Source organism: Nocardioides pacificus (assembly GCF_054775955.1).
Genome location: NZ_BAAHCI010000005.1, coordinates 1,204,277 through 1,230,450, shown reverse-complemented (window position 1 = coordinate 1,230,450; position 26,174 = coordinate 1,204,277). Strand labels below are relative to the sequence as shown.

The following is a 26,174-nucleotide window of genomic DNA, read 5'->3' as shown; positions in this document are numbered from 1 at the left end:
CACCGGTGGGTGCGCCTCCCGCGTCACTCAGACTTCTTCAACCGAGCTGGGCTCACGACGCGACAGGTCGATCCCGAGCTCTTCGGCGGCACGGAAGACGTCCTCCTCCGCGTCACGCATCTCGATGGCGGTGCCGTCCTGGGACAGGACCTCCACGTTGAGGCACAGCGACTGCATCTCCTTGACGAGCACCTTGAACGACTCGGGGATACCGGAGTCGGGGATGTTCTCGCCCTTGACGATCGCCTCGTAGACCTTGACGCGTCCGGGGACGTCGTCGGACTTGATCGTGAGCAGCTCCTGCAGGGCGTAGGCGGCGCCGTACGCCTCCATCGCCCAGACCTCCATCTCGCCGAACCGCTGGCCACCGAACTGGGCCTTACCGCCCAGGGGCTGCTGCGTGATCATCGAGTAGGGGCCGGTGCTGCGCGCGTGGATCTTGTCGTCCACGAGGTGGTGCAGCTTCAGGATGTACATGTAGCCGACCGAGACGGGGTCGGGGAACGGCTCGCCGGACCGGCCGTCGAACAGGTCGGCCTTGCCCTTCTCGCCGATCATCCGCACGCCGTCACGGTTGGGCAGCGTCGAGCCGAGCAGACCGGTGATCTCGTCCTCACGAGCACCGTCGAAGACCGGCGTCGCGACCTTGGAGTTGGGCTCCGCGGACTCGGCGTGGATCTTGATCAGGCGCTTCTTCCAGTCCGAGTCGGCCGGGTCCTCGTGCAGGTTGAGGTCCCAGCCCTGCTTGGCCAGCCAGCCCAGGTGGAGCTCGAGGATCTGCCCGATGTTCATCCGTCGCGGGACGCCCAGCGGGTTGAGGATCACGTCGACCGGGGTGCCGTCCTCCATGAACGGCATGTCCTCGATCGGCAGGATCTTCGCGATGACGCCCTTGTTGCCGTGGCGACCGGCGAGCTTGTCGCCCACCGAGATCTTGCGCTTCTGGGCGACGTAGACGCGGACCAGCTGGTTGACGCCCGGGGGCAGCTCGTCGCCGTCCTCGCGGTCGAAGACGCGCACGCCGATGACCGTGCCGGACTCACCGTGCGGGACCTTCATCGAGGTGTCGCGCACCTCGCGCGCCTTCTCACCGAAGATCGCGCGCAGCAGCCGCTCCTCCGGCGTCAGCTCGGTCTCGCCCTTGGGCGTGACCTTGCCGACGAGGATGTCACCGGTGGTGACCTCGGCGCCGATGCGGATGATGCCGCGCTCGTCGAGGTCGGCCAGCATCTCCTCGGAGACGTTCGGGATGTCCCGGGTGATCTCCTCGGGACCGAGCTTGGTGTCGCGGGCGTCGACCTCGTGCTCCTCGATGTGGATCGAGGTGAGGACGTCCTCCTGCACCAGGCGCTGGCTGAGGATGATCGCGTCCTCGTAGTTGTGACCGTGCCACGGCATGAAGGCGACGAGCAGGTTGGTGCCCAGCGCCATCTCGCCCTGGTCGGTGCACGGACCGTCGGCGATCGGCGTACCGACCTCGAGTCGGTCACCCTCGCTGACCAGCGGGCGCTGGTTGATGCAGGTGCCCTGGTTGGAGCGGCGGAACTTGGCCAGGCGGTAGGTCTGGTAGGTCCCGTCGTCGTTCATCGTCTCGACGGCGTCCGCAGACACCTCCTTGACGACTCCGGCCTTCTCCGCGGTGACGACGTCACCGGCGTCGACGGCGGCGCGGTACTCCATGCCGGTGCCGACGATCGGGGAGTCGCTCACGATCAGCGGCACGGCCTGGCGCTGCATGTTGGCGCCCATCAGCGCGCGGTTGGCGTCGTCGTGCTCCAGGAACGGGATCAGCGCCGTGGCGACCGACACCATCTGGCGCGGCGAGACGTCCATGTAGTCGACCTCGCCGGCCAGGATCTCGGAGACCTCGCCGTCGCGCTGGCGGACCAGCACCCGCTCCTCGACGAAGCGCAGGTCGTCGTCCATGGCCGCGTTGGCCTGGGCGATGACGAAGCGGTCCTCGTCGTCGGCGGTGAGGTAGTCGATCTGGTCGGTGACCTGACCGTCGATGACCTTGCGGTAGGGCGTCTCCACGAAGCCGAACGGGTTGATCCGTCCGTAGGAGGCGAGCGAGCCGATCAGGCCGATGTTCGGGCCTTCCGGGGTCTCGATCGGGCACATCCGGCCGTAGTGCGACGGGTGGACGTCGCGGACCTCCATGCCGGCGCGGTCACGGGACAGACCACCCGGACCCAGCGCGGAGAGGCGACGCTTGTGCGTCAGCCCCGCGATGGGGTTGGTCTGGTCCATGAACTGCGAGAGCTGGGAGGTGCCGAAGAACTCCTTCAGCGCCGCCACCACGGGACGGATGTTGATCAGCGACTGCGGCGTGATGGCCTCGACGTCCTGGGTCGTCATCCGCTCGCGGACGACCCGCTCCATGCGGGCCAGGCCGGTGCGCAGCTGGTTCTGGATCAGCTCGCCGACCGTGCGCATGCGCCGGTTGCCGAAGTGGTCGATGTCGTCCGAGGAGACGCCGAGCTCGCCCTGGGGCGAGTCCATCTGCTCGCGGCCGTCGTGCAGCGCGACGATGTACTTGATCGCGGCGACGATGTCGTCGACGGTCAGCGTCTGCTGGTCGAAGGCCTCGGTCAGACCGAGCTTCTTGTTGATCTTGTAGCGACCGACCTTGGCGAGGTCGTAGCGCTTGGGGTTGAAGTAGTAGTTGTTCAGCAGCGTCTGCGCAGCCTCACGCGTGGGCGGTTCGCCCGGGCGCAGCTTGCGGTAGATGTCGAGCAGCGCGTCGTCCTGGCCCTGGGTGTGGTCCTTCTCCAGGGTCAGCATCATCGACTCGTACTCGCCGAACTCCTCGCGGATCTGCTCGTTGGTCCAGCCGAGGGCCTTGAGCAGCACCGTGACGTTCTGCTTGCGCTTGCGGTCGAGACGGACGCCGACCAGGTCGCGCTTGTCGATCTCGAACTCCAGCCACGCACCGCGCGACGGGATCAGCTTGGCCGTGTAGATGTCCTTGTCGGACGTCTTGTCGGCCGAGCGCTCGAAGTAGACGCCCGGGGAGCGCACGAGCTGGGAGACGACGACACGCTCGGTGCCGTTGATGACGAAGGTGCCCTTGTCGGTCATGAGCGGGAAGTCGCCCATGAAGACCGTCTGGCCCTTGATCTCACCGGTGTCGTTGTTGGTGAACTCCGCGGAGACGTAGAGCGGAGCGGAGTAGGTGAAGTCCTTCTCCTTGCACTCGTCGACGGTGTACTTCGGGTCGTAGAACACCGGGTTCTCGAACGACAGTGACATCGTCTCGGAGAAGTCCTCGATCGGAGAGATCTCCTCGAAGATCTCGGTCAGCCCCGACTTGCGGGACACGTCCTCACCGGCGGCGAGACGTCGCTCGACGACGGCCTGCCACTTCTCGTTGCCGACCAGCCAGTCGAAGCTGTCGGTCTGGAGGGAGAGGAGCTGCGGAACCTCGAGAGGCTCACTGATCTTTGCGAAAGAGATTCGACGGGAGTTACCAGCGTTGGTGCGCGCGGCCAAGAGATTTCCTTCGAAGGGATCGCTGAAGGTTGTGTGGCGCCGGCCCACCACTAACCGGCCACCGGGCAGGCCGAAGAGTATTTGAGAGCGGGCGCAAAGAGTAAGACTAGCGCAGCCGCAGGCGCGCGACAACCCGGTCGCACGGGAGAGGGGCGACGAGCGTCCCCACCATGCGCACGATCATGAAGGTCGCGGCGCGCGGGGTCAAGCACCGCTCCCCCGTGTTGGGGAGAACGGCTGTGACGCTCACCCCTCCGGCGTGGGCGTGCTGCTCTCCCGGCCCGGCGCCGGGTCCGGCTCGGGGCCGGGGTCGGAGTCGGGCTGCTCGGCAGCGGGGGCCTCCTCGATCGGCGGGCCCTGCACGTCGGAGACGAGCCACTCGCCGTCGACCTTCTCCATGGTCAGGACCGCGTAGACCGCGGTGGGCGCGCCAGGCTCGGTGTTCTGCTTGTCGGTCGAGACCTGGTCGAACGCGACGAAGACCTGCACCCGGTCATCGGCGTCGCGGCCCGAGCCGGTGCGCACGATGCCGGAGGAGATGAACTCCGCCTCGACCTTGGTGCCCAGCCGCGGCGCGTTGTCCTCGAGCACGGCGAAGAGCTGCTCGTACTCCTCGCGGTAGTCGCCGGTGAGCAGGGCCGAGGCGGCCTCCCGGTCGGCGTCCATCCGCGTGTGGTCATAGCTGAAGACGATCGTCGCGGCCTGCTGCGCGGCGCGCTCGGCCTCCTCGGCGGCGTCGGCGACGGCCTCGCTCGAGGGGCGCAGCAGGTGCGTGGCGACTGCTCCCGCCGCCAGCACCAGGGCCAGCACGCCCAGGCCGACCAGCAGCAGGAGCGGCACGGCGCGACGTGACGTCGCGGAGCCCGCGACGGTCTCGGAGTCGCTGGGCGCCACCTCCTCGTCCTCGGTCGAGCTCTTGTCGATGGACACGGTGTCCGGCTCGTGCTCCGGCTCAGGCGCGACCCCGACCCCGACCTCGGGCTCGGGCTCGGCCTCAGCCAGCAGCGCCGGCTCGGCTTCGGCTTCGGCCTGCGCGGCCAGCTCAGCGTCGTACGCCGCGCGGCGGTCGTCGTCGAGCAGGACCTCGGCGGCCTGGTTGAAGACCCGGAAGCGTCGGTCGGTGGGGTCCAGATCGGCGACAGCGCTCTTCCACGCCGTCCGGATCTCCTCGGTGGAGGCGCCGGGGTCGACGTCGAGGAGGTCGTACCAGTTGGCCTGCATCACGGCTCCTGCACCAGGGGGGTGTACTCGTCGACGAGCCACTCGCCGTCGACCTTGACCAGCTGCACCTGGATGCGGAACTGGAACGACGTCGGCACTCCCCTGCTCTCGGGGCGGCTCTTCGCCCCAGCGGGCGGGTCGTAGGTGACGCTGACCCCACCGGCGACCAGCACGGTCGCGGAGTCGTCGTCCAGACGCGAGACCCCCATGGCATAGACGTCACCGGCGTTGGTCTCGCCGAGCTGCGCGGCGCGCGTCTCGTTGACGGGGACGCCCTGGGCGAACTCCCCCTCGAGCTTGGTCGTGATGACCTCGTTGACCAGCTCCTGGTAGTCAGTCAGCTTGCCCTGCTCGTCGAGGTCGTCGGGCCCGAAGTTGTTGACCCGCAGCACGAACTGCTCGGCCTGGGCCATGACGTCGTCACGCGCGGTCTGCGCCTCGCCGCCGTCGGCGCGCACCAGCGTCCACGCCAGCGCGGCGCCGGCGACCAGCACCGCGAGGACGAGTACGGCGAGCAGCACTCGCCGCAGCCGTTCGGAGGGACGGGGCCCTCGGACGGCTGAGCTCTCCTCTGGGCTCTCCTCGGGGCGCGCCTTCGAGCTGTCCTCGGCGGCCGTGTCGGGGTCGGGTCGGGCGTCGGTCACTTCCGCGTCTGCGTCAGCGGATGAAGCAGCAACCACTTCCACGACTCCTCTCCAAGACTCCGAGGGGCAAAGGTACCCGGCCGGGCGGCGTCCGCCGACTCGCCCGTGGCGGCCGAGCTCCCCCACCGGACCTCGCCCTGGTCGGGGTCGACCCGCGCGACGACCGGTGCGTCGTCGTACTCGGCGCCCGCGCGCGGGGCCTGGGAGGCTCCTCGGGCGTTGCTCTGGGTGGGCGGCTCGGTGCAACGGGCGTTCATCACCATCGGCCGGTCCTCGAGGTTCTGGGGCGGCCGGGTGTCGGTGACCTCGTAGCCCGCGTGGCAGACCTCGGGCTCGGTGGTGAGCACCAGCCCGAAGTGCGCGTCGTACATGCCCGAGCGGGGGTCCTTGGCCACGACCGTGAAGCCGCCCTCCACCACGTAGGGGTAGACCGCGAGCAGCTGCTCGACCCCGTCGAGGCGCCGGATCACGATCTCGCCGGTGGTGACCAGGTTGTTGATCAGCGAGGCCAGATCGACCTCGTTGTCCTCGAGGAAGCGACGCAGCTGGTTGGCTGTCGCGCTGCCGTTGTCGATCACCGAGCGCAGGTCGGCGTCCGAGCCGGCCAGCGCCCCCGAGAAGAGGCTCAGGTCGCGGGCGAAGGAGCGGATCGAGCCGGCGGAGTCGAGCTGGGTGTTGAGCACCGTGTTGCTGTCGCGGATCAGCTCCGTGGTGAGCTCGAAGTTCTCATCCGCGGTCTCGATGAAGGAGTTGCCCGTATCGATGATCTGCTGCAGGTCCTCCCCCGTGCCGTCGAAGCCGATCCCGAGCTCGGTCACGACCGTCTGCAGGTCCTCGCGGTCCACCGAGTTCACGGTGTTGGAGAGGTCGGTGAGGAGCTTCTCCGTGGCGATCGGCGTGCGGGTCATGTCGACGGGGATCTCGGAGTCGTTCTCCAGGAAGGGACCGTCGTCGACCTCGGGCTGCAGCTCGACGTACTGCTCGCCCACGGCCGAGCGGTTGCCGACCAGGGCCACCGTGTCGGAGGGGATCTCGTCGTGCTCGTTGTCGATGCCGAGGTGGACGTCGACGCCGTCCTCGGTGAGGACCATCTTCTCGACCTCGCCGATGCGCACGCCGCGGTAGGAGACCTCGGCGCCCGTGAAGATGCCGCCGGAGCGCTCGAAGTGGGCGACCACCGTGTAGGCGTCGTCGAAGAGCAGCCGGTCCAGGCGTGCGTACTTGGCGCCGACGTAGCTGACGCCCACCAGCGTGATGATCACGAAGATGACCAACTGGACCTTGGTGCGACGGGTGATCATCGCGTCACCGTCGCAGGCACCAGCAGGGACACCAGATCCGGGTCATAGGCCTGCATCAGCTCACCTAACGTCGCTCCTGTGCCGCTCGTGGGGCGGGGGTCCGCCCCCAGCGGGGCCCGGTTGAGACCGAGCAGGCCACCGAGACCCAGCGGGTCCGGCAGTCCGCTCCCGCTGCCCCCGCCGTCCCCGCCACTGCGCGGGCGGGCGGGGCACAGGGCACCGACCAGGGCGCCGAGCGGGGTGGCGCAGACGACGTTCGCGAGGTCCTCCACGGTCCCGGTCAGGAACCGGGCGCAGCGCGCGATGTCGGCGTCGCCGTCCACCAGGTCGTTGAGGCACTCGCTGAGCCGCTCGCGGGCACCGTTGCAGAGCTCGGTGAGGTCCAGGTCCGCGAGGTTCTCGTCGATCGCGTGGAAGGGGATGCAGACCTCCTCGGGCAGGCCCGGGATCGTGGGGGGCGTGCCGTCGAGGTTGAGGTCGAGCTGGATCGAGAGGTTGGTGTAGTCGCCCATGTGGAGGTTGCGCGCTACCTGGGGGTCGCGGCCGATGACCTCGTCCACGAAGGGATAGGTCAAGAACACCTGGAACGAGTTGACCAGGTCGTCGCCGCTGTCGGCGAGCTTGTTGAGGACAGGCGTGAGCTGCTTGAGGGTGTCGATCGTGGCGTTCTTCGACGCCTTGATCACGCGCACCCCGGTGCCGCTGAGCCGGTTGAGCGCCCGCAGCGCCTTCACCAGGTCGTCGCGCTGGCCGTCGAGCGACTCCACCGCGGCGGGCAGGTCGTCGAGCGTGCGCTTGATCGTGCGCTCCTGGGAGTTCGCGGACTTCGAGAGCTCGTTGAGCGAGTCGATGGCGTCGACGATGTCGTCGCGGTTGTCGTCGAGCGTGGTGACCAGCGTGTCGACCTGGCGCAGGACCGACTTGGCCGATCCCTCACGCCCCTCGAGGGCCAGGTTGAGCTCGCCGGCGATGGTCTTCAGCTGCGCGATGCCGCCACCGTTGAGCACCAGGCTCAACGCGGCCAGCACCTCCTCGACCTCGGGGTTGCGCCCCGAGCGCTCCAACGGGATCCGGGCCCCGTCTGCGAGCAGCCCGACCTCGCCGTCCGTCGCCGTCGCGGCCAGCTCGGCGCTGTCCGCGGGGGCGGCCAGCTGGACGAACTTCTCGCCGAGCAGGCTGGTCTGACGGATCTCGGCCACGGCGTCGGCCGGCAGCTCGGTGTCGTTGCGGATCTCGAGCTCGACCACGGCCGTCTGCCCGTCCAGGTCGATGTCGGTCACCTTGCCGACGTTGACGTCGTTGACCTTGACCGTCGACTGCGGCACGAGATCCAAGACGTCGCGGAACTCCACGGTCACCGTCAGCGGGTTGTCGCCGGTGTCGGCGCCACCGGGGAGCGGCAGCTTGTAGACGCTGAAGTCGCAGGCCGAGAGCAGCAGGGCCGCCACGACCACCAGGACGGCCGTGCGCATCGTCGTGAGGCTCATCGTGCTCCCTCCGTCAGTCCGGCGAGCCCGGCGAGGGTGGCGTCGAAGCGCTCGGGGGAGGTCGCGACGCCCCCCTGCCCGAACGCGGCCGAGCGCGGCAGGATCGAACCGATCAGGTCGCAGATCCGGCCCCGCGTGTCCACCTGGTTGACCAGGCCGCAGAGCAGGACCTCCGGGTCGTTCTGCACCTGGTTGAGCAGCTCGCCGAGGTTGGCGCGGGTGTCGAGCGTGCCGGCCTGCGGGTTGTAGGTGAGGGCGAGGTTGTTCAGCGCCAACGGGGCCACCTCGAGGATCTCGTCGAGGGCGCCGCGCTGCTTGACCAGCACCTTGGAGACCCGGTTGAGCCCCTTGATGTTGTCGCCCAGGAGCTGACGGTTGTCCTTGACGAAGGTGGACACCGTCTCCATGGCCGTCGACAGGTTGCGCAGCGAGCGCTTGAGCGCGCGGCGCTCCCCCGCCAGCATCTTCGACACATCGGCGACCGAGGTGTTGAAGTCGCGCACGGTCTCGTCGTTGTCGGCCAGGGTCTTGAGGAACGAGCCGAGCTTCTCGGCGGCGCCGAAGAGCTCCTCCTTGTTGTCGTCCAGGGTCCCGCTGAACTTGCCGAAGTCCTTGATCGTCTGGTTGAAGGCCGCCCCCTGGCCGCCGAAGTTCTCGGCGGTGGTGGTGAGCAGGTCGGAGAGCGCACCGTCCTTGTTGGCGCCGGTCGGGCCGAGCGCCACGGTGAGGTCGTCGATGCTCTGGTAGATCTGGTCCAGCTCCAGCGGCATGCTGGTCTGCTCGGTGCTGAGCTCGGCGCCGTCGTCGAGCACCTCGCCCTCCTTGTAGACCGGCGCGAGCTGGATGTAGCGGTCCCCGACCACGGCCGGAGCGACGATGAGGGCCTGGGCGTCGGCCGGCACCTTGACGTCGGCGTCGTAGGAGATCTTCACCTCGACGTCGGTGCCCGAGGGGGTCACCGACATGACCTCGCCGATCGGGACCCCGAGCACCCGAACGTCGCTGCCCTCGTAGACCGAGACCGTGCGCGGGAAGTGCGCGGTGAGCGTCTTGCGCTCGCCGCCGCCGAAGATCGCGATCCCGGCCGCGACCACCAAGATCAGCACGATCCCGGGGACGAGCAGCTTCTTGACCTGCTCCATGTCAGCCCACCTCCGGGACGGGCGGGATGTTCTGGATGTAGGTGTCGAACCACGGGCCGGTGCCCAGGGTGTTGGCGAAGACGCGATAGAAGGGCGCCATCAGTCGCAGGCTGTTGTCGAGGTTGTCCTCGTTCTTGTTCAGCACCTTCACGACACTCCTGAGGTGGGTGAGGGCCGGCTTGAGGTCGGCTCGGCTCTCCCGGACGATGCGGGTCAGCTCGCGGGAGAGCGTGGAGGTCGACACCAGCAGCCGGTGCACGGCGTTGCGCCGCTTCACCACGGCCTTGAACAGCACCTCGGAGTCGCTCATCAGCGTGATGATGTCGTCGTCGCGGTCGTCGAGCGTCGTCGACACCTTCTGGAGGTTCTTCAGCAGGGTGTTGATCTGGGTGTCGCGCGCCGCGATGTTGGTTGACAGTGCGGAGACGCCGTCGAGGGCCGCCTTGAACTCCTCGGGGGTGTTGCGGGTGAGGTCGGACAGGGTCGTCATGGACTCGGCCAGCTGGTCGGTGTCGATGTCCTGGGAGGTCTCGCCGAGGCCCTCGAACGCGTCGATCACGTCGTACGGCGAGCTCGTGCGCTCGACCGGGATCTCGTCGTCGGTGTCGAGCTGACCGTCGCCGGCCGGCTCGATGGCCAAGAACATGGCCCCGAGCAGGGTCTTGACCTTGATCGACGCCCGCGTCTCCTCGCCGAAGTCGGCGCCCTCCTCGACCCGGAACTCCACGCGCACGTGGTCGCCGTCGAGCTCGACCTTCTCGACCTTGCCGACGCGGACGCCGGCGATGCGGACCTCGTCGTCGGGCTTGAGGCCACCGGACTCGGCGAAGGCCGCGTGGTAGATGTCGCCGCCGCCCACGATCGGGAGGTCGTCGGCCCGGAAGGCCGAGACCAGGATGCCGATCAGGACCGCGATGCTGATCGCCCCGATGATCACGGGGTTGCGCTCACGAAACGGGGTCATCCGAGATCACACCTTGAGGAGCCGACGTCGTACTTGACCGGGACGGCCAGGCCGGCGGGGAGATTGACCTTCGCGTTGAAGGAGCAGAGGTAGAAGTTGAACCAGGAGCCGTACGTCGCCGTGCGGCCGATCTTCTCGAGCTTGAGCGGCAGCACCTGCAGGGCCCGATCGATCTCCCCCTTGCCCCGGTCGAGGTTCCGGGCCAGGCGGCGCAGCCCGCGGACGTCGTCCACGAACGGCTTGCGGATGCCCGAGACCAGGTCAGCGGTCTCGACGGAGAGGTCGGAGATCCCCTCGAGCGAGCCGAGGATGGCCTGCCGGTCGTTCTTGAGGCCGCGCACGAGCTTGCGGAAGTTCACGATCAGCTTCGAGAGCTGGTCGTCGCGGTCGCCGACCGTCACCAGGACGGTGTTGAGGTTGTCGATGAGGTCGCCGATCAGCTCGTCGCGTCCGGCGATGGTCGAGGTGACCGATGCCGTGTGGCCCAGCAGGCTCTCGAGCGTGCCGCCCTCGCCCTGGAAGACCTGCACGATCTCGTAGGAGAGCTTGTTGATGTCGGAGGGCGAGAGCGCCTGGAACAGCGGCTTGAAGCCGTTGAACAGCACGGTCAGGTCCAGGGCGGGCGTGGTCTTGCCGACGGGGATCGTCGCCCCCTCCTCGAGCCGGTCGGTGTCGCCGACCTCGCGGGTGAGGGCGAGGTAGCGCTGGCCGACCAGGTTGCGGTAGCGGATGGCGACGTTGGTCGCGTCGGTCACCGGGCTGTCCTCGGCGACCGTGAAGGTGACCAGGGCAAGGGTGCGGTCGACGATCTCGATCTCCTTCACCGAGCCCACCTTGACTCCCGCGACCCGGACGTCGTCGCCCTTGACCACGCCGGTCGCGTCGGCGAAGACGGCCTTGTACTCGCGGTTGGCGCCGAAGCTCACGTTGCCGATGATGATCGCCAGGAGGCCGGTGGCCAGGGTGGTGACGACGATGAAGACAAGCAGCTTGATGCCTGCGGTGGCGGTCGCCTTGTCCAGCAGCTTCATCGCAGACTCACCTCCTTGCCACGGGCCATCGGGCCCAGCAGCAGCACGCCGAGGTCGGGGACCTCGCTCATCCTCATGCCCAACGTGGAGCCCAGCAGCGACTTGAGCAGGGCGGCCTCGGTGGGGCTGCCGGCGTACCCGCCCGGGGCGGCGTCGGTGACCCCGAAGCCGGGCTGGGTGCGCATGGTGCCCTTGCCGGTCGGCTCGTCGACGCCGTCGTCGAAGTTGGGAATGTCGTCGAAGCGGTTGGCCTGGGTGTAGCCAGGCGCCGGGAGCTGGCCGCAGTAGGGGCCGTTCTTGGCGCCGTACCGGGGCTTGTCGTTGGCGTTGTAGCCACGGGGCTGGTTGGGGAGCAGCTCGAGGTTGATGTGCAGCGTGAAGCCGCGGAAGGCCTCGGCCTGGCGCTTGCCGGCGCCGACGATGCCGCCGGTGAGGCAGGGGTACTGCGGGGCGTACTTGGCCAGCACCCGCGCCTGGGGTGCGCTCACCTGCCCGAGCCGGATCAGGTTGTCGCCGTTCTCCTCGAGGAAGGCGTCCGCGGTGTCGGCGAAGGTCGAGACGTCCGCGAAGAGGGTCTCCACCTCCTGCTCCTTGTCCTCGAGGGTGCCGGTGGTCTTGATGGTGTTGTCCAGGATGTCGGCGATCTCCGGGACGACGCTGGCGTAGAGGTCGGACACCTGGGCCGTCAGCCGCAGGTCCTCCACGAGCGCCGGGATCTCCGGGTTGATCCGGGTCAGGTAGCTGTCGAGGGTCTCGAGGTTCTCGCCGATCTGGTCACCGCGTCCGCTCAGCGCCGTCGCCAGCGCGGTGAGCGTCTTGTTGAGGTCGGCCGGCTGCACGGTGCGCAGCAGCGGGTTCAGGTCGGAGAGCACCTTCTCGACCTCGATGGAGACGTCGGTGCGCTCGATGGTGTCGCCTGCGCTGATCGCCTTCTGCTCCGGGGAGTCCGGGATCTCCAGCGAGACGTACTTCTCGCCGAACAGCGTCTTCGGCACGATCGCGCCCGTCACGTTGGCGGGGATCGTGTCGACCTGGTCGGGATAGAGGCCGAGGGTGATCTCGGCGCCGTCGGCGACGGACTCGAACTCGAGCACCTCGCCGACGATGACGCCGCGGATCTTCACGTCGGCGCGAGTCGGCAGCTGCAGACCGATGGTGCTCGTCTGCAGGGTGACCTTGTCGTAGTCGGTGAACTTCTTGGTGAAGACCGCATAGGTCAGCCAGACGCCGGCCAGCAGCAGGCACAGGAAGACCACGCCGTAGGTCTTCAGCTTGATCGACTTCATCCGCGCCTCACCCCGCCAGTCTCACGGTCGTGGAGGCGCCCCAGATCGCCATGGACAGGAAGAGGTCGATCACGTTGATCGCCACGATGCTGGTCCGCACTGCGCGCCCCACGGCGACGCCCACGCCGGCGGGGCCGCCCGAGGCGTTATAGCCGTGGTAGCAGTGGATCAGGATCACGACGACGGCGAAGACGAGGACCTTGCCGAAGGACCAGAGCACGTCACCTGGAGGCAGGAACAGGTTGAAGTAGTGGTCGTAGGTCCCGGTGCTCTGCCCGTAGAACTGGGTGACGGTCAACCGGGTCGCGAAGTACGACGAGAACAGGCCAACGACGTACAGCGGCACGATCGCGATCAGCCCCGCGATGATCCGGGTGGTCACCAGGAACGGCAGCGAGGGGATGGCCATCACCTCGAGCGCATCGATCTCCTCGGAGATCCGCATGGCGCCGAGCTGGGCCGTGAAGCCGCAGCCGACCGTGGCGGCCAGGGCGATGCCGGCCACCAGCGGCGCGATCTCGCGGGTGTTGAAGTAGGCGGAGACGAAGCCGGAGAGGGCGGCGGTGCCGATCTGGTTGAGCGCCGCGTAGCCCTGCAGGCCCACCTCGGTGCCGGTGAAGAACGACATCGCGGCGATGACGCCGACGGTCCCGCCGATCACGGCCAGGGCACCCGAGCCGAGGGTGATCTCCGCGAGGATCCGCAGGATCTCCTTCTTGTAGCGCCGGATGGTGCGCGGCGCCCAGGCGATGGCGCGCAGGTAGAACGCGAGCTCCTCGCCGAGCTTGTCGAGCATCTTCATCGGCTGCTCGTAGACGGACTTGATCGTGGCCATGGGCGTCAACCTGTCTTCGGCGGGACGAGCTGCAGATAGATCGCGCTCATCACGAAGTTGACGACGAACAGCAGCATGAAGGTGATGACGACGGACTCGTTCACGGCATCGCCGACCCCCTTGGGCCCACCGCCTGCGTTCATGCCCTTGTAGCAGGCGACGATCGCGGCGATCAGGCCGAACACGAGGGCCTTGGCCATGCCCTGCCAGAGGTCGGGGAGCTGGGCGAGCGCGGTGAAGCTCGCTAAGTAGGCCCCTGGTGTGCCCTCTTGGAGGATGACGTTGAAGACGTAGCCGCCGCTCACCCCGACCACGCTGACCAGGCCGTTGAGGAAGACGGCGACGAGCATGCACGCCAGGACGCGGGGTACGACGAGCCGCTGGATCGGGTCGATGCCCAGCACCATCATCGCGTCGAGCTCCTCGCGGATCTTGCGGGCGCCCAGGTCGGCGGCGATCGCCGAGCCGCCGGCACCGGCGATCAGCAGCGAGGTCGCGATGGGTCCTGCCTCTCGGACGACGGCCAGAACCGCGGCGGAGCCGGTGAAGGACTGCGCGCCGAGCTGCTTGACCAGGCCGCCGACCTGCAGCGCGATGACGGCGCCGAAGGGGATGGCGACCAGGGCGGTCGGGATGATGGTGACCGAGGCGACGAACCAGGCCTGCTGGATGAACTCACGGAACTGGAACGGCCTGCGGAAGAGACCGCGGGCCACGTCGAGACCGAAGGCGAAGAGCTTGCCCGCAGTCCCGATCGGGGCGAGCGCCCTCGATGCGGTGATGCCTGCCACCGGGAATCAGGTTCCCGTCACGATGCCGGCGTACTGGTCCTGGAACGAGCCGGGAGGCGGCGTCACGCCGTTGAGACGGCACCACTCCCCAGGAGCCCGCTGGCTGCGACGCGGGATGCCGTTGGACGGCTCCTGCTGCAGCGGGATTGGAGGGAGCGGCGGCAGCTCCTGGCCCTCCTCGGAGGCCAGCTCGTCGGCGTCCTTCTCCTCGGACATGCCGATCGGGCCGACCCGCTGGGCGTTGAGGAACTGACGCACGACCGGCTCCTCGGAGCTGAGCAGCATCTCGCGGGGCCCGAACATCGCCAGGTGCTTGTGGTAGAGCAGGCCGATGTTGTCGGGCACCGTGCGGGCGGTGTTGACGTCATGCGTCACGATCAAGAACGTCGCGTCGATCTGGGCGTTGAGGTCGACGATCAGCTGGTTGAGGAAGGCCGTGCGCACGGGGTCGAGGCCGGAGTCGGGCTCGTCGAACAGGATGATCTCGGGGTCCAGCACCAGCCCGCGGGCGATGCCCGCGCGCTTGCGCATGCCGCCGGAGATCTCGCCGGGAAGCTTGTCCTCGGTGCCGACCAGGCCGACGAGGTCCATCTTCTCCATCACGATCTGACGGATCTCGGACTCGGACTTCTTGGTGTGCTCGCGCAGCGGGAAGGCGACGTTGTCGTAGAGCGTCATCGACCCGAACATCGCGCCGTCCTGGAAGAGCACCCCGAAGAGCTTGCGGATCTCGTAGAGGTCCTTCTCGGAGCAGCTGGCGATGTCGGTCCCCTCGATCATGATCGAGCCCTTGTCGGGCTTGAGCAGACCGATGAGGGTCTTGAGGAAGACCGACTTGCCGGTGCCGGACGGGCCGAGCATCACGCAGATCTCGCCGGCCGGGATGGTCAGGGTGACGTCGCCCCAGATGAGCTGCTTGCCGAACGACTTGGTCAGACCGTCGACCTGGATCTCGACACCCATGCTGGCACTCTCCCTCTTGGGGGCGTGAACATGCCACGCACCACCCTCGTGTTGACCGATCCGGCTCCCCCGACGTGACCGCTCCCACATGTCAACGGGGGCGGCTGCGCAAAGTTACGCTGGATTCGGCACAGCGTCACTCCCTTGCCGCGGATCCATCAAAACTGAACGCCGCATGTTACTCACAGGTACACCCGGTGTGACAAGGCCTGTTCACGCTCAGTGGACACCCGTCCACGCCTCGAGCACGTCGTACGCCCCCGAGTAGGCACGAACGCACCCCCAAACAACGCCGACTCGGCCCCAGCGCACCGCCGTACGACGCCGAGTCGGCACGAGCGCACGGCCTTACGACGCCGAGTCGGCTGGGGCAGGTACGACGAAGGGCGGCCACCCAGTGGGTGGCCGCCCTTCGCGGCGAGGAGGTGTGCCCTCCTGCGGGTCACGCAGCGATCAGGCGCGGGCGGGGCCCACGCCGGGGATCACTTGAGGGAGACGGTGGCCCCGGCGCCCTCGAGGGCCTCCTTGGCCTTCTCCGCGGCGTCCTTGGCAACCTTCTCGAGGATCGCCTTGGGGGCGGACTCCACCAGCTCCTTGGCCTCCTTGAGGCCGAGCGAGGTGAGGGCGCGCACCTCCTTGATGACGTTGATCTTCTTCTCGCCGGCCGACTCCAGGACGACGTCGAACTCGTCCTGCTCGGCAGCGGCCTCGCCGCCGCCGGCGCCGCCGGCAGCAGGAGCGGCAGCAGCGGCAACGGGAGCAGCAGCGGTGACGCCGAAGGTCTCCTCGAACTGCTTCACGAACTCGGAGAGCTCGATGAGGGTCATTTCCTTGAACGCGTCGAGCAGCTCGTCGGTGGTGAGCTTCGCCATGGTGGCGGTTCCTTCCATTCGTGGTCCGGCCCGTCTTGCGGGCGGACCTGGGTTTCAGGTGGTGTGTGCGTCAGCCGTGGATCAGGCGTCGGCGGCTTCGGCGGCCTCGTCGGCCTCCGGGGCGCCCTCGGCCGGAGCCGGGGCTTCCTCGGCAGCGGCCGGCACGCCGGCACCACCTGCGAGGATCGAGGGGTCCTCCTCGGCCTTCGCCTGCAGGGCGCCGGCGAGCCGGGCAGCCTGTGCGAGCGGGGCGTTGAGGAGGTAGACGGCCTGGCTCAGCGAGGCGAGCATCGCGCCCGCCATCTTGCCCAGGAGCACCTCGCGCGACTCGAGGTCCGCCAGCTTGGCGATCTCCGAGGCGTCGAGGGACTTGCCGTCGAGTACGCCGCCCTTGATGACGAGGGCGGGGTTGGCCTTGGCAAAGTCACGCAGACCCTTGGCCGCCTCGACGACGTCACCGCTGATGAAGGCGATGGCGGTCGGGCCGGTCAGCAGGTCGTCAAAGCCTTCGATCCCCACCTCATGGGCGGCGATCTTGGCCAGCGTGTTCTTGACCACGGCGTAGTTGGCGTTCTCGCCGAGATTGCGCCGCAGGTCCTGCAGCTGCTTCACGGTGAGACCGCGGTACTCGGTCAGTACAGCGCCAGCGGCACCGTTGAAGGACTCAACGATCTCCGCCACGGCTGCTGTCTTCTCTGGCCGCGCCATGGGTCTCCTTCCGGACTTCTCTTGTCGAGATGCCGGTCCTGGCGCGGAGACGACGAACGCCCCGGCGCGAGGCGCACGGGGCGTGAAGTCCGCACGAGGCGGACTCTGGCTCTGTTGCACCTGCGCTGGCATCCGCGTCTGCGAACCTTCGGTCACCCCTGGGGGGCGACAACCGGCGGTCTCTGGCTTCAATCGAGAACTCTAGGGCCCGACACGCGTCGCACCAAATCGACGGTGCATCGCACGCGCCCGGGCTGGGCTGGGCCGGGGCGGGCTGGGCCGAGAGATGCGACCGGCCCGTCGTCAGGGACGACGGGCCGGGGCGGTGCTGCTGAGATGCGGTGCTGCTGTGCGGGAGAGTCAGGCTCAGGCCTGGGTCTCCTCCTCCACGGCGACGTTCTTGGTGCGGTTGGGGTCGACCTGGACGCCGGGGCCCATGGTCGTCGAGACCGTCACCTTCTTGATGTAGCGGCCCTTGGAGCTGTTGGGCTTGAGACGCAGCACCTCTTCGAGCGCGGCGGCGTAGTTCTCCGCCAGCTGGACCTCGGTGAACGAGGCCTTGCCGATGATGAAGTGCAGGTTGGCGTGCCGGTCGACGCGGAACTCGATCTTGCCGCCCTTGATGTCCGTGACGGCCTTGGCCACGTCGGGGGTGACCGTGCCGGTCTTCGGGTTCGGCATGAGGCCACGGGGGCCGAGCACGCGGCCGAGGCGACCGACCTTGCCCATCATGTCGGGCGTCGCGACGACGGCGTCGAAGTCGAGCCAGCCGCCGGCGACCTTCTCGATGAGCTCGTCGCCACCGACGACGTCGGCGCCGGCCTCGCGGGCGGCGTCAGCCTTCTCGGCGTTGGCGAAGACCAGGACCCGGGCGGTCTTGCCGGTGCCGTGCGGGAGGTTGACGGTGCCGCGGACCATCTGGTCCGCCTTGCGGGGGTCGACGCCGAGACGCATGACGACGTCCAGGGTCTCGTCGAACTTCTTCTTGCTGGTGCTCTTGGCGATCTTGATGGCCGCGAGGGGGGCGTGGAGCTCGTCCTTGTCGAACTGCTCCGCCGCCGCGCGGTAGGTCTTGCTGCGCTGCATGTCTGGTTCTCTTCTCTTCCAGGCGTGGTCTGGTGGGCCAGCGCGGCCCTGCCACAGATTCAGTGATGCCGGTCGTCAGGGCCTCGCGGCCCGACGCAGATCAGTCGGTCGTGACGCCCATCGAGCGGGCGGTGCCCTCGACGATCTTCATGGCGGCCTCGACGTCGTTGGCGTTGAGGTCGGGAAGCTTCGTCGTCGCGATCTCGCGCACCTGGTCCTTGGTCAGCTTGCCGACCTTCTCCTTGTGCGGGACGCCCGAGCCCTTCTGCAGGCCGGCGGCCTTCTTGATCAGCTCGGAGGCCGGCGGGGTCTTCGTGACGAACGTGAACGACCGGTCCTCGTAGATCGTGATCTCGACGGGGATCACGTTGCCGCGCATCGACTCGGTCTGCGCGTTGTAGGCCTTGCAGAACTCCATGATGTTCACGCCGTGCGGACCGAGAGCGGTACCGACCGGAGGAGCAGGAGTAGCAGCGCCAGCCTGGAGCTGCACCTTGACCAGGGCAGCGATCTTCTTCTTCTTGGGAGGCATGACTTCGGGTCCTTTTTGCTTGTGCGTCGTGGTCTCGACGAGTCCGGTGCCGGTGCTGGACCGGTCGGGCTCTGCCACCTGGTTGTTGCGTGACGACCGGGGGGACGTCAGCCGACCTCCCCGGCGCCGTCCTGAGCTAGACCTTCTGGATCTGGCTGAAGCTCAGCTCGACCGGGGTCTCCCGGCCGAAGATCTCGACGAGGGCCTTGACCCTCTGGGACTCCGCGTTGATCTCGGTGATCGTGGCGTGGAGCGTGGCGAACGGACCGTCGACGACCATGACGGAGTCCGTCACGTCGAAGTCGGCGACCTCGATGGCCTTCTTCGCCGGTGCGCCCGCGGGGGCCGGCTGGCCCGACGCCTGCGCGTCGGCTGCAGCCTTCGCCACGATGGCCGGGGCGAGCATGTTCTCGACCTCGGTCATGCTCAGCGGCACGGGCTGGTGGCTGTGCCCGACGAAGCCGGTGACCGAGGGCGTGTGGCGCACGGCTGCCCACGACTCGTCGGTCAGGTCCATGCGGACGAGCACGTAGCCGGGGAGCACGGTGCGGCGAACCAGCTTGCGCTGGCCGTTCTTGATCTCCGCGACCTCCTCGGTGGGGACCACGATCTCGTGGATGTAGTCCTCCATGTTCAAGGAGATGATGCGGTTCTCGAGGTTGGCCTTCACCCTGTTCTCCATGCCGGAGTAGGTGTGGATGACGAACCAGTCGCCGGGCTTGGCCCACAGCTCGCGGCGGAAGTCCTCGAGCGGGTCCTCGCCCTCCTCGACGGACTCCTCGTCCTCGGGGGACGCGTCCTCGGCGGACTCGTCCTCAGCGGACGCGTCCTCGGCGGACTCGTCCTCAGCCGACTGGGCCTCCACGGGCTCAGTGGCGTCCTCGACGGCGTCCTCTGCGGACGCGGCGGTCTCCTCGAGGGAGTCGCCGGCGACAGCCTGCGTCTCCTCGGCCTCGACCGACTCGTACTGCTCCGACACGTGATGCTCCGTCACTTCGATGTGCGTTACGCGTCCGGCTGGTGCCGGACACCTCAGGTCTGACTGCCGCGCGACTCATCGTCGGCGGCGGTGGTCACTGGCCGTCGCTGCCGCTGAAGACCTCGAAGGCGAGCTTGCCGAACCCGAGGTCGAGCAACGAGACGATCGCGATCAACGTCAGCACGAAAACCAGCACGACGATGAAGTACGTGACGAGCTGGGGCCGGGTCGGCCAGACGACCTTGCGAAGCTCGGCGACGACCTGGCGGTAGAAGGTGAAGGGGCTCGTGCGCTTGCCCCCGTCATCACCGGGCGTACTGCCGCGCTGGTTCTGCACCGCGCTGCTGTCCGACACGTTCTTCCACCTTGTCGTTGTCGATCGACCAGTTGTCCTTGCAGGGCACGAGGGACTTGAACCCCCAACCTTCGGTTTTGGAGACCGATGCTCTGCCAGTTGAGCTAGTGCCCTTCAGTCGTTTTCCACCCTCCGGCGAGCCGGAGCACCGAGGGCACGCCTCAGTGGTGTGGAGAACCACATCGTGGAAGTGTACGGGGCGAACCGAGGCCGCGTCCAAACGCACCCGGCCCACCCGCCACGGGGCCCACGCGAGGGCAGGCGTGGAACACGCGCTTGGGCCCGGTCACCCCGCCCCTACGATGGCACCATGACCGCCACGACGCCCGACAGCTCCCCGTCTCCTGCCGCCGGCCGCCCCACGCTCCCGCGTGAGCGCCGCGTCTCCCTGCGCATCGGCTCGATCGCCGAGTCCGCGACGTTGAAGGTCGACGCGAAGGCCAAGGCCCTCAAGGCGCAAGGACGCCCGGTGATCGGCTTCGGTGCCGGCGAGCCCGACTTCCCCACGCCCGACTACATCGTGCAGGCGGCCGTGGAGGCGTGCAGCGCTCCGGCCAACCACCGCTACACGCCTGCCGGCGGGCTCCCCGAGCTGAAGAAGGCCATCGCGGAGAAGACCCTGCGCGACAGCGGTTGGGCGGTGGAGCCCGGCCAGGTGCTCGTGACCAACGGCGGCAAGCAGGCGATCTACGCCGCGTTCGCCGCGATCCTCGACCCGGGCGACGAGGTCATCGTGCCGGCGCCGTACTGGACGACGTACCCCGAGTCGATCAAGCTCGCCGGGGGCGTGCCCGTCGAGGTGCTCGCCGACGAGACGCAGGACTACAAGGTGACGGTCTCGCAGCTGCAGGGGGCGCTCACCGAGCAGACCAAGGTGCTGCTCTTCGTCTCCCCCTCCAACCCCACCGGCGCGGTCTACACCGCCGACGAGATCCGCGCGATCGGCGCCTGGGCACACGAGCACGGACTGTGGGTGCTCACCGACGAGATCTACGAGCACCTCGTGTACGACGGTGTGGACACCGGCTCGCTGCCGGTGCTCTGCCCGGAGCTGGCCGACCGCTGCCTGGTCGTCAACGGCGTCGCGAAGACCTACGCGATGACCGGCTGGCGGGTGGGCTGGCTGATCGGCCCCACCGACGTCGTCAAGGCGGCCACCAACCTGCAGTCGCACGCGACCTCCAACGTCGCCAACGTCTCCCAGCGCGCGGCCCTGGCGGCCGTCTCGGGAGACCTGACCGCGGTCGACGAGATGAAGGTGGCCTTCGACCGTCGCCGCAAGCTCATCGTCTCGATGCTCAACGAGATCGACGGCGTCGTCTGCCCCACGCCGCAGGGCGCGTTCTATGCCTACCCCTCGGTCAAGGGGCTGCTGGGCAAGCCGGTCGGCGGTCCCGACGGGCCGGTGGCGAACGACTCCGCCGAGCTCGCCGAGATCATCCTCGAGCGTGCGGAGGTGGCCGTCGTCCCGGGCGAGGCCTTCGGCTCCCCCGGCTACCTGCGACTGTCCTATGCGCTCGGCGACGACGACCTCGTCGAGGGTGTCAGCCGGCTGCAGAGGCTCTTCGCCTGAGCGCCGGTCGTCTGCGCACGGGCCGGGACCTGCGCCGACTTCCCAAGGCGCACCTGCACCTGCACTTCACCGGCTCCATGCGTCACCAGACGCTGCTGGAGCTCGCGGCGCGGGACGGCATCGTGCTGCCCGACTCGCTCGTCGAGGAGTGGCCCCCGCAGCTCTCGGCGGCGGACGAGAAGGGCTGGTTCCGCTTCCAGCGCCTCTATGACGTCGCGCGCTCGGTCCTGCGCACCGAGGGCGACGTACGACGACTGGTCCGTGAGGCGGCCGAGGACGACGTGCGCGACGGCGGTCGCTGGCTGGAGATCCAAGTCGACCCCAGCGGCTATGCGGCGCGCTTCGGCGGGATCACGGCGTTCACCGACCTCGTCCTCGACGCGGTGCGCGAGGCGTCGCGCGAGACCGGGCTCGGCATGGCGGTGGTCGTCGCGGCCAACCGGACCAGGCACCCGATGGACGCCCGCACACTGGCCCGCCTCGCGGCGCAGTACGCCGACCGCGGCGTCGTCGGCTTCGGGCTCTCCAACGACGAGCGACGCGGCAGCACACCCGACTTCGGGCCGGCGTTCGCGATCGCCGAGCGCGCCGGCCTGCTCCTGGTCCCCCACGGTGGCGAGCTGCGCGGACCCGAGCACGTCCACCGGTGCCTGGACCACCTGCACCCCGGGCGGCTCGGCCACGGCGTCCGCAGCGTCGAGGACCCTGCCCTGCTCTCCCGGATCGTCGACGCAGGGATCGCACTGGAGGTGTGCCCGGTCTCCAACGTCGCCCTGGGCGTCTACTCCGACCTCACCTCCGTCCCACTCCCCCAGCTGCTCGAGGCAGGGGCCACGGTGGCACTCGGCGCCGACGACCCGCTGCTGTTCGGCTCGCAGCTCGCGGCGCAGTACGCCACCATGCGCGCCGCCCATGAGCTCGACGATGCCACGCTGGCGGAGCTGGCCCGGATGTCGATGCGAGCCTCCCGCGCCCCGTCGGACGTGCAGAGCGCCGCACTTCGCGACATCGATGCGTGGCTGGCTGCGCCGCCCGCAGTCGACTGAGAGGATGTCGCCATGAGCGAAGACGACCCGAACCGGCTGCCGGACGACTACCTGCGCAAGCGCAGCGACGAGCCGACCCCCTCCCCGTCCGGCGAGGAGCAGCAGCCCTACGGCCAGGCGCCGTACGGCGATCCCTCAGCTCAGTCGCCCTACAGCCAGCAGCCGTACGGGCAGGCGCCGTACGGTCAGCAGCCCTATGGCCAGGCCCCCTACGGCCAGCAGCCGTATGGTCAGTACCCCCAGGACCAGAACGCGCAAGGCGCCTACCCGCAGGGCTACGGCTACGGCACCCCGCCGCGGCAGGAGGCCCCCGGCGCCACGATGGCGATGGTGCTGGGGATCGTCAGCCTGGTGGGCACCATGTTCTGCATCTTCCCGATCTTCGCGGCCCCGTTCGCCTGGGTGATGGGGTCACGCGCGGTGCGCGCCGTCGACGCCAGCGGCGGTCAGCTCAGCGGCCGTGAGCAGGGCAAGGCCGGGATGATCATGGGCATCATCGGGACCGTGCTGCTCGTCCTCGGCGTGCTGGCCACCATCGTCGTGATCGCCCTCGCGCTGAGCGTCGACTCGTCCAGCTCGAGCGGCTCCACCTACTGAGAGCCCTCAGAGGGCGCAGCCGACCAGCACCGGCTCGTTGACCAGGCGTACGCCGAACGCGGCCTGCACGCCGTCACGGACCTCGCGGGCGAGCCGCAGCAGCTCCTCGGTGGAGGCCCCTCCGCGGTTGGTGAGGGCGAGCGTGTGCTTCGTCGACAGGCCGACCCGGCCCGGCCCGTGGCCCTTGGCGAAGCCGGCGTGCTCGATCAGCCAGGCGGCGCTGCTCTTGACCCGGCCGTCGGGCTGGGGCCAGCGCGGTGCGTCGTCCGGCAGCGCGTCGGCCTGCTCGGGGCTCAGCAGCGGGTTGGTGAAGAAGGACCCGGCACTCCAGGTGTCGTGGTCGGCGGCGTCCAGCACCATCCCCTTGCCGGCGCGCAGCGCGAGGACGGCGTCGCGCACCTCGCTCAGCGGCGCTCGGGCGCCCTGCTCGACCCCGAGGCGGCGGGCCAGCTCGGCATAGGCCACCGGGGCGCCCAGGTCGCCCTGGCGCAGCTGGAAGGTCACCTCGAGGACGACGTAGCGACCGGGCTCGGCCTTGAACCGACTGGTGCGGTAGCCGAAGCCGCAGTCGGCGGCCGCGAAGGTCCGGATCCGCTGCTCGGTGCGGTCCCAGGTGCGCACGGACGCGATCGTGTCGGCGACCTCCTGGCCGTAGGCACCGACGTTCTGCACCGGCGTCGCGCCGACCGCGCCGGGGATGCCCGAGAGCGCCTCGACGCCGACCCAGCCTGAGGCCACCGCCCGCGCGACGAACGCATCCCAGTCCTCGCCGGCCGCGACCCGGACCACGACCCCGCCGCAGGAGACGCCGTCCTCGGCGTCCGGGCGCACGCCGCGGGTGGCGACGTGGACGACGGTGCCGGCGAAGCCCTCGTCGGCGACGACCAGGTTGCTGCCGCCGGAGAGCAGCAGCAGCGGGGTCCCGGCCGCGTCGGCCTCGCGGATCGCGGCGAGCAGCTCGTCGTCGGTCTCGGCCTCGACGAACCGTCCGGCCGGCCCACCCAGCCGCAGGGTGGTGTGCTGGCGCAGCTGCTGGTCGGCGAGCTCAGGCACGGACGACGGCCTTGGGCATGCCGAGCACCTTCTGGCCGCCGCTGGTCACGTGCAACGCCAGGGTGATGAGTCCGTCCTCGATCGTCTTGACGGTGGCCTCGACCACGACCTCCACGCCCTCGTCGTCGTCGGGCACCACGACCGGGTTGGTGAACTTGCAGCCGAGCTCGACGACCTCGGCGCCGCCCGTCCAGGTGCGGACGGCTCGCGCGGCCAGGGCCAGCGTGAACATCCCGTGCGCGATCACCCCGGGCAGGCCGACCGCGGTCGCGACCCGGTCGGACCAGTGGATGGGGTTGAAGTCGCCGCTCGCGCCGGCATAGCGCACCAGGTCCGCGCGCCGTACGACGAAGCGCTGGGGCTCGAGGGTGTCGCCGACGTTCATGCGCCCGCCTCCTGGTCCTGGCTCGCCGGTGCCCGATGGACCAGCGTGGCGGAGGTCGAGCAGACGACCTCGCCGGCGGCGTCGGTGATGTCGCTGCGGGTGCCGATGATGTCGTTGCCGCCGATCTGGCGCAGCGAGGCGATGGTGAGGCTGGTGGTGAGCACGTCGCCCGGGACGACCGGGCGGCGGTAGGCGAAGCGCTGCTCGCCGTGCACGATGCGGGACAGGTCGATGCGCTCGCTGGCCAGGAAGGCGTTCATCGCCTCGAAGGCCAGCACGACGGGGAAGGTCGCCGGCGCCGGGCCGCCGTCGTACTCGTCCCCGGTCGCGGCGACGAACTCGCGCACCTTCTCCTCGGAGACGGCGTAGGGCCTGGTCGGCGGGTAGGTCCGCCCGAGCAAGGAGGCATCGACTGGCATGGCGTCCAAACTAGCGGGTGCGGCGCAGACGCAACGAGGGCGGCCTCCCGGATGGGAGACCGCCCTCGTGAGGCGTGTGCTGGAGATCAGCCGCGGATCAGCGGGTCTCGCGGTGAGCCGTGTGCTTGCGGCAACGGGGGCAGAACTTCGCCAGCTCGAGCCGGTCGGGGTCGTTGCGCCGGTTCTTCTTGGTGATGTAGTTCCGCTCCTTGCAGTCGACGCACGCAAGCGTGATCTTCGGGCGAACGTCAGAGCTCTTGCTGGCCACGGGATGTCCTTCGTCAATTGGTGATGCTGTGTGCGTCAGGTCTGAGTAGCGGGAGCGGGACTTGAACCCGCGACACCACGATTATGAGTCGTGTGCTCTAACCACCTGAGCTACCCCGCCACCGGGACGAGGTGTTCTGCCAGCCAGACTAGCGACTGGCAGAACCCCAACCCAGAGCCCCTTTACGGAATCGAACCGTAGACCTTCTCCTTACCATGGAGACGCTCTGCCGACTGAGCTAAAGGGGCCAGCGACGAAGGAAGGTTACACAGGCCATCGCATGAAAGAGAAATCGGCTCCATCCACGCACGTCAGCGGCCCCTTCTATCGCCTCCTGGACGCCTCCTCCACCGCCGCGGGACAGGCGCGCGAGCCCGCCTCCACCGAGCGCGCCCAGCCCCTGGCATCGACCGGATCCCCCTGGGGGACGGGCAGCCAGCACGGCGGCCCACCCGCCGCCCTGCTCGGCCGGGCGGTCGAGCGCGCGGTGGCCGGCACGCCGTACGCCGTGGGCAGGATCACCCTCGAGCTCCTCGGTCCGGTGCCGACGACCGAGCTCGAGGTGCGCGCGGAGGTGCTGCGTCCCGGGCGGCTGGTGCAGCTGATCGGCGCCGAGCTGTACGACGTGGCGCGCGGCCGCGTCGCGGCCCAGGCGCGGGCGTGGGTCTTCCCGTCCGCGACCACGGGCGCGATCGACGCCGGGGCCTCCGCCGCCGGCTCGCCCCTCCCCCACGGACCCGAGGACGGGGTGAGGCACGAGCGTCCGCGCGGGTGGGCGCCCGGCTACGTCGACGCGGTCGACTTCCGGTGGGTCAAGGGGGCGGCCGACCAGGTCGGCCCCGCCACGGTCTGGATGCGCACGCCCACGCTCGTCGAGGGCGAGGCCATGTCCCCGCTGCAGCGGCTGCTGGCCTGCGCCGACTCGGCCTCCGGGGTCTCCGCGGAGCTGGACGCCCGGCACTGGGGCTTCCAGAACACCGAGCTCACCGTCCACGTCCTGCGTGCCCCGGTGGGCGAGTGGCTCTGCCTCGACGCGCACACGACGCTGGGCGAGGGCTCCGTGGCGATGGCCCAGAGCGAGATCCACGACCAGCGCGGGCTCGTGGCGCGGTCGTCGCAGGCCCTGCTGATCCAGCCCCGGTAG

The 26,174-nt window shown here is 69.0% G+C and carries 26 protein-coding genes and 3 tRNA genes; 4 read left to right on the top strand and 25 right to left on the bottom strand.

Features of this window, described 5'->3' with window-relative positions:
• Nucleotides 1–27: 27 nt before the first annotated feature.
• From rpoB to ACYU7L_RS08410, 19 genes are all read right to left on the bottom strand, one after another.
• Nucleotides 28–3,492, bottom strand: coding sequence for a DNA-directed RNA polymerase subunit beta (rpoB, locus tag ACYU7L_RS08500; RefSeq protein WP_460795013.1), 3,465 nt, complete (start codon nucleotides 3,490–3,492; stop codon nucleotides 28–30).
• Nucleotides 3,493–3,738: 246 nt separating this feature from the next.
• Entirely contained in the window at nucleotides 3,739–4,713 is a 975-nt protein-coding gene (locus ACYU7L_RS08495; protein ID WP_460795011.1) for a J domain-containing protein, read from the bottom strand.
• Nucleotides 4,713–5,357 (bottom strand): hypothetical protein, encoded by a 645-nt coding sequence (locus ACYU7L_RS08490; RefSeq protein WP_460795009.1) that lies wholly within the window; start codon nucleotides 5,355–5,357, stop codon nucleotides 4,713–4,715. The genes ACYU7L_RS08495 and ACYU7L_RS08490 overlap by 1 nt, the downstream gene beginning before the upstream one ends.
• Nucleotides 5,354–6,658, bottom strand: a complete 1,305-nt coding sequence (locus tag ACYU7L_RS08485; protein ID WP_460795007.1) for an MCE family protein — start codon at nucleotides 6,656–6,658, stop codon at nucleotides 5,354–5,356. Before ACYU7L_RS08485 ends, ACYU7L_RS08490 begins: the two co-directional genes overlap by 4 nt.
• Nucleotides 6,655–8,145: an MCE family protein gene (locus ACYU7L_RS08480; RefSeq protein WP_460795005.1), complete on the bottom strand. Its 1,491-nt coding sequence runs from the start codon at nucleotides 8,143–8,145 to the stop codon at nucleotides 6,655–6,657. Before ACYU7L_RS08480 ends, ACYU7L_RS08485 begins: the two co-directional genes overlap by 4 nt.
• Complete coding sequence (locus ACYU7L_RS08475; RefSeq protein ID WP_460795003.1) at nucleotides 8,142–9,287, bottom strand: MCE family protein; 1,146 nt, start codon at nucleotides 9,285–9,287, stop codon at nucleotides 8,142–8,144. The genes ACYU7L_RS08480 and ACYU7L_RS08475 overlap by 4 nt, the downstream gene beginning before the upstream one ends.
• 1 nt (nucleotide 9,288) lies before the next feature.
• Complete coding sequence (locus tag ACYU7L_RS08470; RefSeq protein ID WP_460795001.1) at nucleotides 9,289–10,251, bottom strand: MCE family protein; 963 nt, start codon at nucleotides 10,249–10,251, stop codon at nucleotides 9,289–9,291.
• Nucleotides 10,248–11,282 (bottom strand): MCE family protein, encoded by a 1,035-nt coding sequence (locus ACYU7L_RS08465; protein WP_460794999.1) that lies wholly within the window; start codon nucleotides 11,280–11,282, stop codon nucleotides 10,248–10,250. The genes ACYU7L_RS08470 and ACYU7L_RS08465 overlap by 4 nt, the downstream gene beginning before the upstream one ends.
• A complete protein-coding gene (locus tag ACYU7L_RS08460; protein ID WP_460794997.1) occupies nucleotides 11,279–12,568 on the bottom strand; it encodes an MCE family protein in 1,290 nt (429 codons plus the stop codon). The genes ACYU7L_RS08465 and ACYU7L_RS08460 overlap by 4 nt, the downstream gene beginning before the upstream one ends.
• Before the next feature lie 7 nt (nucleotides 12,569–12,575).
• Nucleotides 12,576–13,403, bottom strand: coding sequence for an MlaE family ABC transporter permease (locus ACYU7L_RS08455; RefSeq protein WP_460794995.1), 828 nt, complete (start codon nucleotides 13,401–13,403; stop codon nucleotides 12,576–12,578).
• Between the two features lie 5 nt (nucleotides 13,404–13,408).
• Nucleotides 13,409–14,185 carry an MlaE family ABC transporter permease gene (locus ACYU7L_RS08450; protein WP_460796631.1) on the bottom strand — a complete coding sequence of 259 codons (777 nt, stop codon included), beginning with the start codon at nucleotides 14,183–14,185 and terminating at the stop codon, nucleotides 13,409–13,411.
• A gap of 15 nt (nucleotides 14,186–14,200) precedes the next feature.
• Nucleotides 14,201–15,157, bottom strand: a complete 957-nt coding sequence (locus tag ACYU7L_RS08445; protein ID WP_460794993.1) for an ABC transporter ATP-binding protein — start codon at nucleotides 15,155–15,157, stop codon at nucleotides 14,201–14,203.
• 482 nt (nucleotides 15,158–15,639) lie between these two features.
• On the bottom strand, nucleotides 15,640–16,029 hold the full coding sequence (gene rplL / locus ACYU7L_RS08440) for a 50S ribosomal protein L7/L12 (RefSeq protein WP_460794991.1): 390 nt from the start codon (nucleotides 16,027–16,029) through the stop codon (nucleotides 15,640–15,642).
• Nucleotides 16,030–16,110: 81 nt separating this feature from the next.
• The gene (rplJ, locus tag ACYU7L_RS08435; protein ID WP_460794989.1) at nucleotides 16,111–16,737 is read right to left on the bottom strand and encodes a 50S ribosomal protein L10; all 627 of its coding nucleotides are present in this window, start codon (nucleotides 16,735–16,737) and stop codon (nucleotides 16,111–16,113) included.
• A gap of 366 nt (nucleotides 16,738–17,103) precedes the next feature.
• Nucleotides 17,104–17,823, bottom strand: coding sequence for a 50S ribosomal protein L1 (rplA, locus tag ACYU7L_RS08430; RefSeq protein WP_460794987.1), 720 nt, complete (start codon nucleotides 17,821–17,823; stop codon nucleotides 17,104–17,106).
• Nucleotides 17,824–17,923: 100 nt separating this feature from the next.
• A complete protein-coding gene (gene rplK / locus ACYU7L_RS08425) occupies nucleotides 17,924–18,355 on the bottom strand; it encodes a 50S ribosomal protein L11 (protein ID WP_460794985.1) in 432 nt (143 codons plus the stop codon).
• Nucleotides 18,356–18,491: 136 nt separating this feature from the next.
• Nucleotides 18,492–19,334 carry a transcription termination/antitermination protein NusG gene (nusG, locus tag ACYU7L_RS08420; protein WP_460794983.1) on the bottom strand — a complete coding sequence of 281 codons (843 nt, stop codon included), beginning with the start codon at nucleotides 19,332–19,334 and terminating at the stop codon, nucleotides 18,492–18,494.
• A 94-nt stretch (nucleotides 19,335–19,428) separates the two neighbouring features.
• Complete coding sequence (secE, locus tag ACYU7L_RS08415; RefSeq protein WP_460794981.1) at nucleotides 19,429–19,689, bottom strand: preprotein translocase subunit SecE; 261 nt, start codon at nucleotides 19,687–19,689, stop codon at nucleotides 19,429–19,431.
• A gap of 41 nt (nucleotides 19,690–19,730) precedes the next feature.
• A tRNA-Trp gene (locus ACYU7L_RS08410) sits at nucleotides 19,731–19,803 on the bottom strand.
• A gap of 196 nt (nucleotides 19,804–19,999) precedes the next feature.
• Between ACYU7L_RS08410 and ACYU7L_RS08405 the strand changes: the two genes are divergently transcribed.
• From ACYU7L_RS08405 to ACYU7L_RS08395, 3 genes are read left to right on the top strand one after another with little or no spacing between them, the layout of a single operon-like run.
• A complete protein-coding gene (locus tag ACYU7L_RS08405; protein ID WP_460794979.1) occupies nucleotides 20,000–21,262 on the top strand; it encodes a pyridoxal phosphate-dependent aminotransferase in 1,263 nt (420 codons plus the stop codon).
• 11 nt (nucleotides 21,263–21,273) lie between these two features.
• Nucleotides 21,274–22,308 carry an adenosine deaminase gene (locus ACYU7L_RS08400; protein ID WP_460796629.1) on the top strand — a complete coding sequence of 345 codons (1,035 nt, stop codon included), beginning with the start codon at nucleotides 21,274–21,276 and terminating at the stop codon, nucleotides 22,306–22,308.
• Between the two features lie 12 nt (nucleotides 22,309–22,320).
• Nucleotides 22,321–22,905: a DUF4190 domain-containing protein gene (locus tag ACYU7L_RS08395; protein ID WP_460794977.1), complete on the top strand. Its 585-nt coding sequence runs from the start codon at nucleotides 22,321–22,323 to the stop codon at nucleotides 22,903–22,905.
• Between the two features lie 6 nt (nucleotides 22,906–22,911).
• On the opposite strand, the gene ACYU7L_RS08390 is transcribed toward ACYU7L_RS08395, so the two are convergent.
• The 6 genes from ACYU7L_RS08390 to ACYU7L_RS08365 form a co-directional block, all read right to left on the bottom strand.
• On the bottom strand, nucleotides 22,912–23,958 hold the full coding sequence (locus ACYU7L_RS08390; RefSeq protein WP_460794975.1) for a UDP-N-acetylmuramate dehydrogenase: 1,047 nt from the start codon (nucleotides 23,956–23,958) through the stop codon (nucleotides 22,912–22,914).
• Nucleotides 23,951–24,343 carry a MaoC/PaaZ C-terminal domain-containing protein gene (locus ACYU7L_RS08385; protein ID WP_460794973.1) on the bottom strand — a complete coding sequence of 131 codons (393 nt, stop codon included), beginning with the start codon at nucleotides 24,341–24,343 and terminating at the stop codon, nucleotides 23,951–23,953. Before ACYU7L_RS08385 ends, ACYU7L_RS08390 begins: the two co-directional genes overlap by 8 nt.
• Complete coding sequence (locus ACYU7L_RS08380) at nucleotides 24,340–24,762, bottom strand: FAS1-like dehydratase domain-containing protein (protein ID WP_460794971.1); 423 nt, start codon at nucleotides 24,760–24,762, stop codon at nucleotides 24,340–24,342. The genes ACYU7L_RS08385 and ACYU7L_RS08380 overlap by 4 nt, the downstream gene beginning before the upstream one ends.
• 97 nt (nucleotides 24,763–24,859) lie before the next feature.
• Nucleotides 24,860–25,030 carry a 50S ribosomal protein L33 gene (gene rpmG / locus ACYU7L_RS08375; RefSeq protein ID WP_121804265.1) on the bottom strand — a complete coding sequence of 57 codons (171 nt, stop codon included), beginning with the start codon at nucleotides 25,028–25,030 and terminating at the stop codon, nucleotides 24,860–24,862.
• 46 nt (nucleotides 25,031–25,076) lie between these two features.
• Nucleotides 25,077–25,150: transfer RNA gene (locus ACYU7L_RS08370), tRNA-Met, on the bottom strand.
• Between the two features lie 55 nt (nucleotides 25,151–25,205).
• Nucleotides 25,206–25,278, bottom strand: a tRNA-Thr gene (locus tag ACYU7L_RS08365).
• Between the two features lie 32 nt (nucleotides 25,279–25,310).
• Between ACYU7L_RS08365 and ACYU7L_RS08360 the strand changes: the two genes are divergently transcribed.
• Nucleotides 25,311–26,174, top strand: coding sequence for a thioesterase family protein (locus ACYU7L_RS08360; protein WP_460794969.1), 864 nt, complete (start codon nucleotides 25,311–25,313; stop codon nucleotides 26,172–26,174).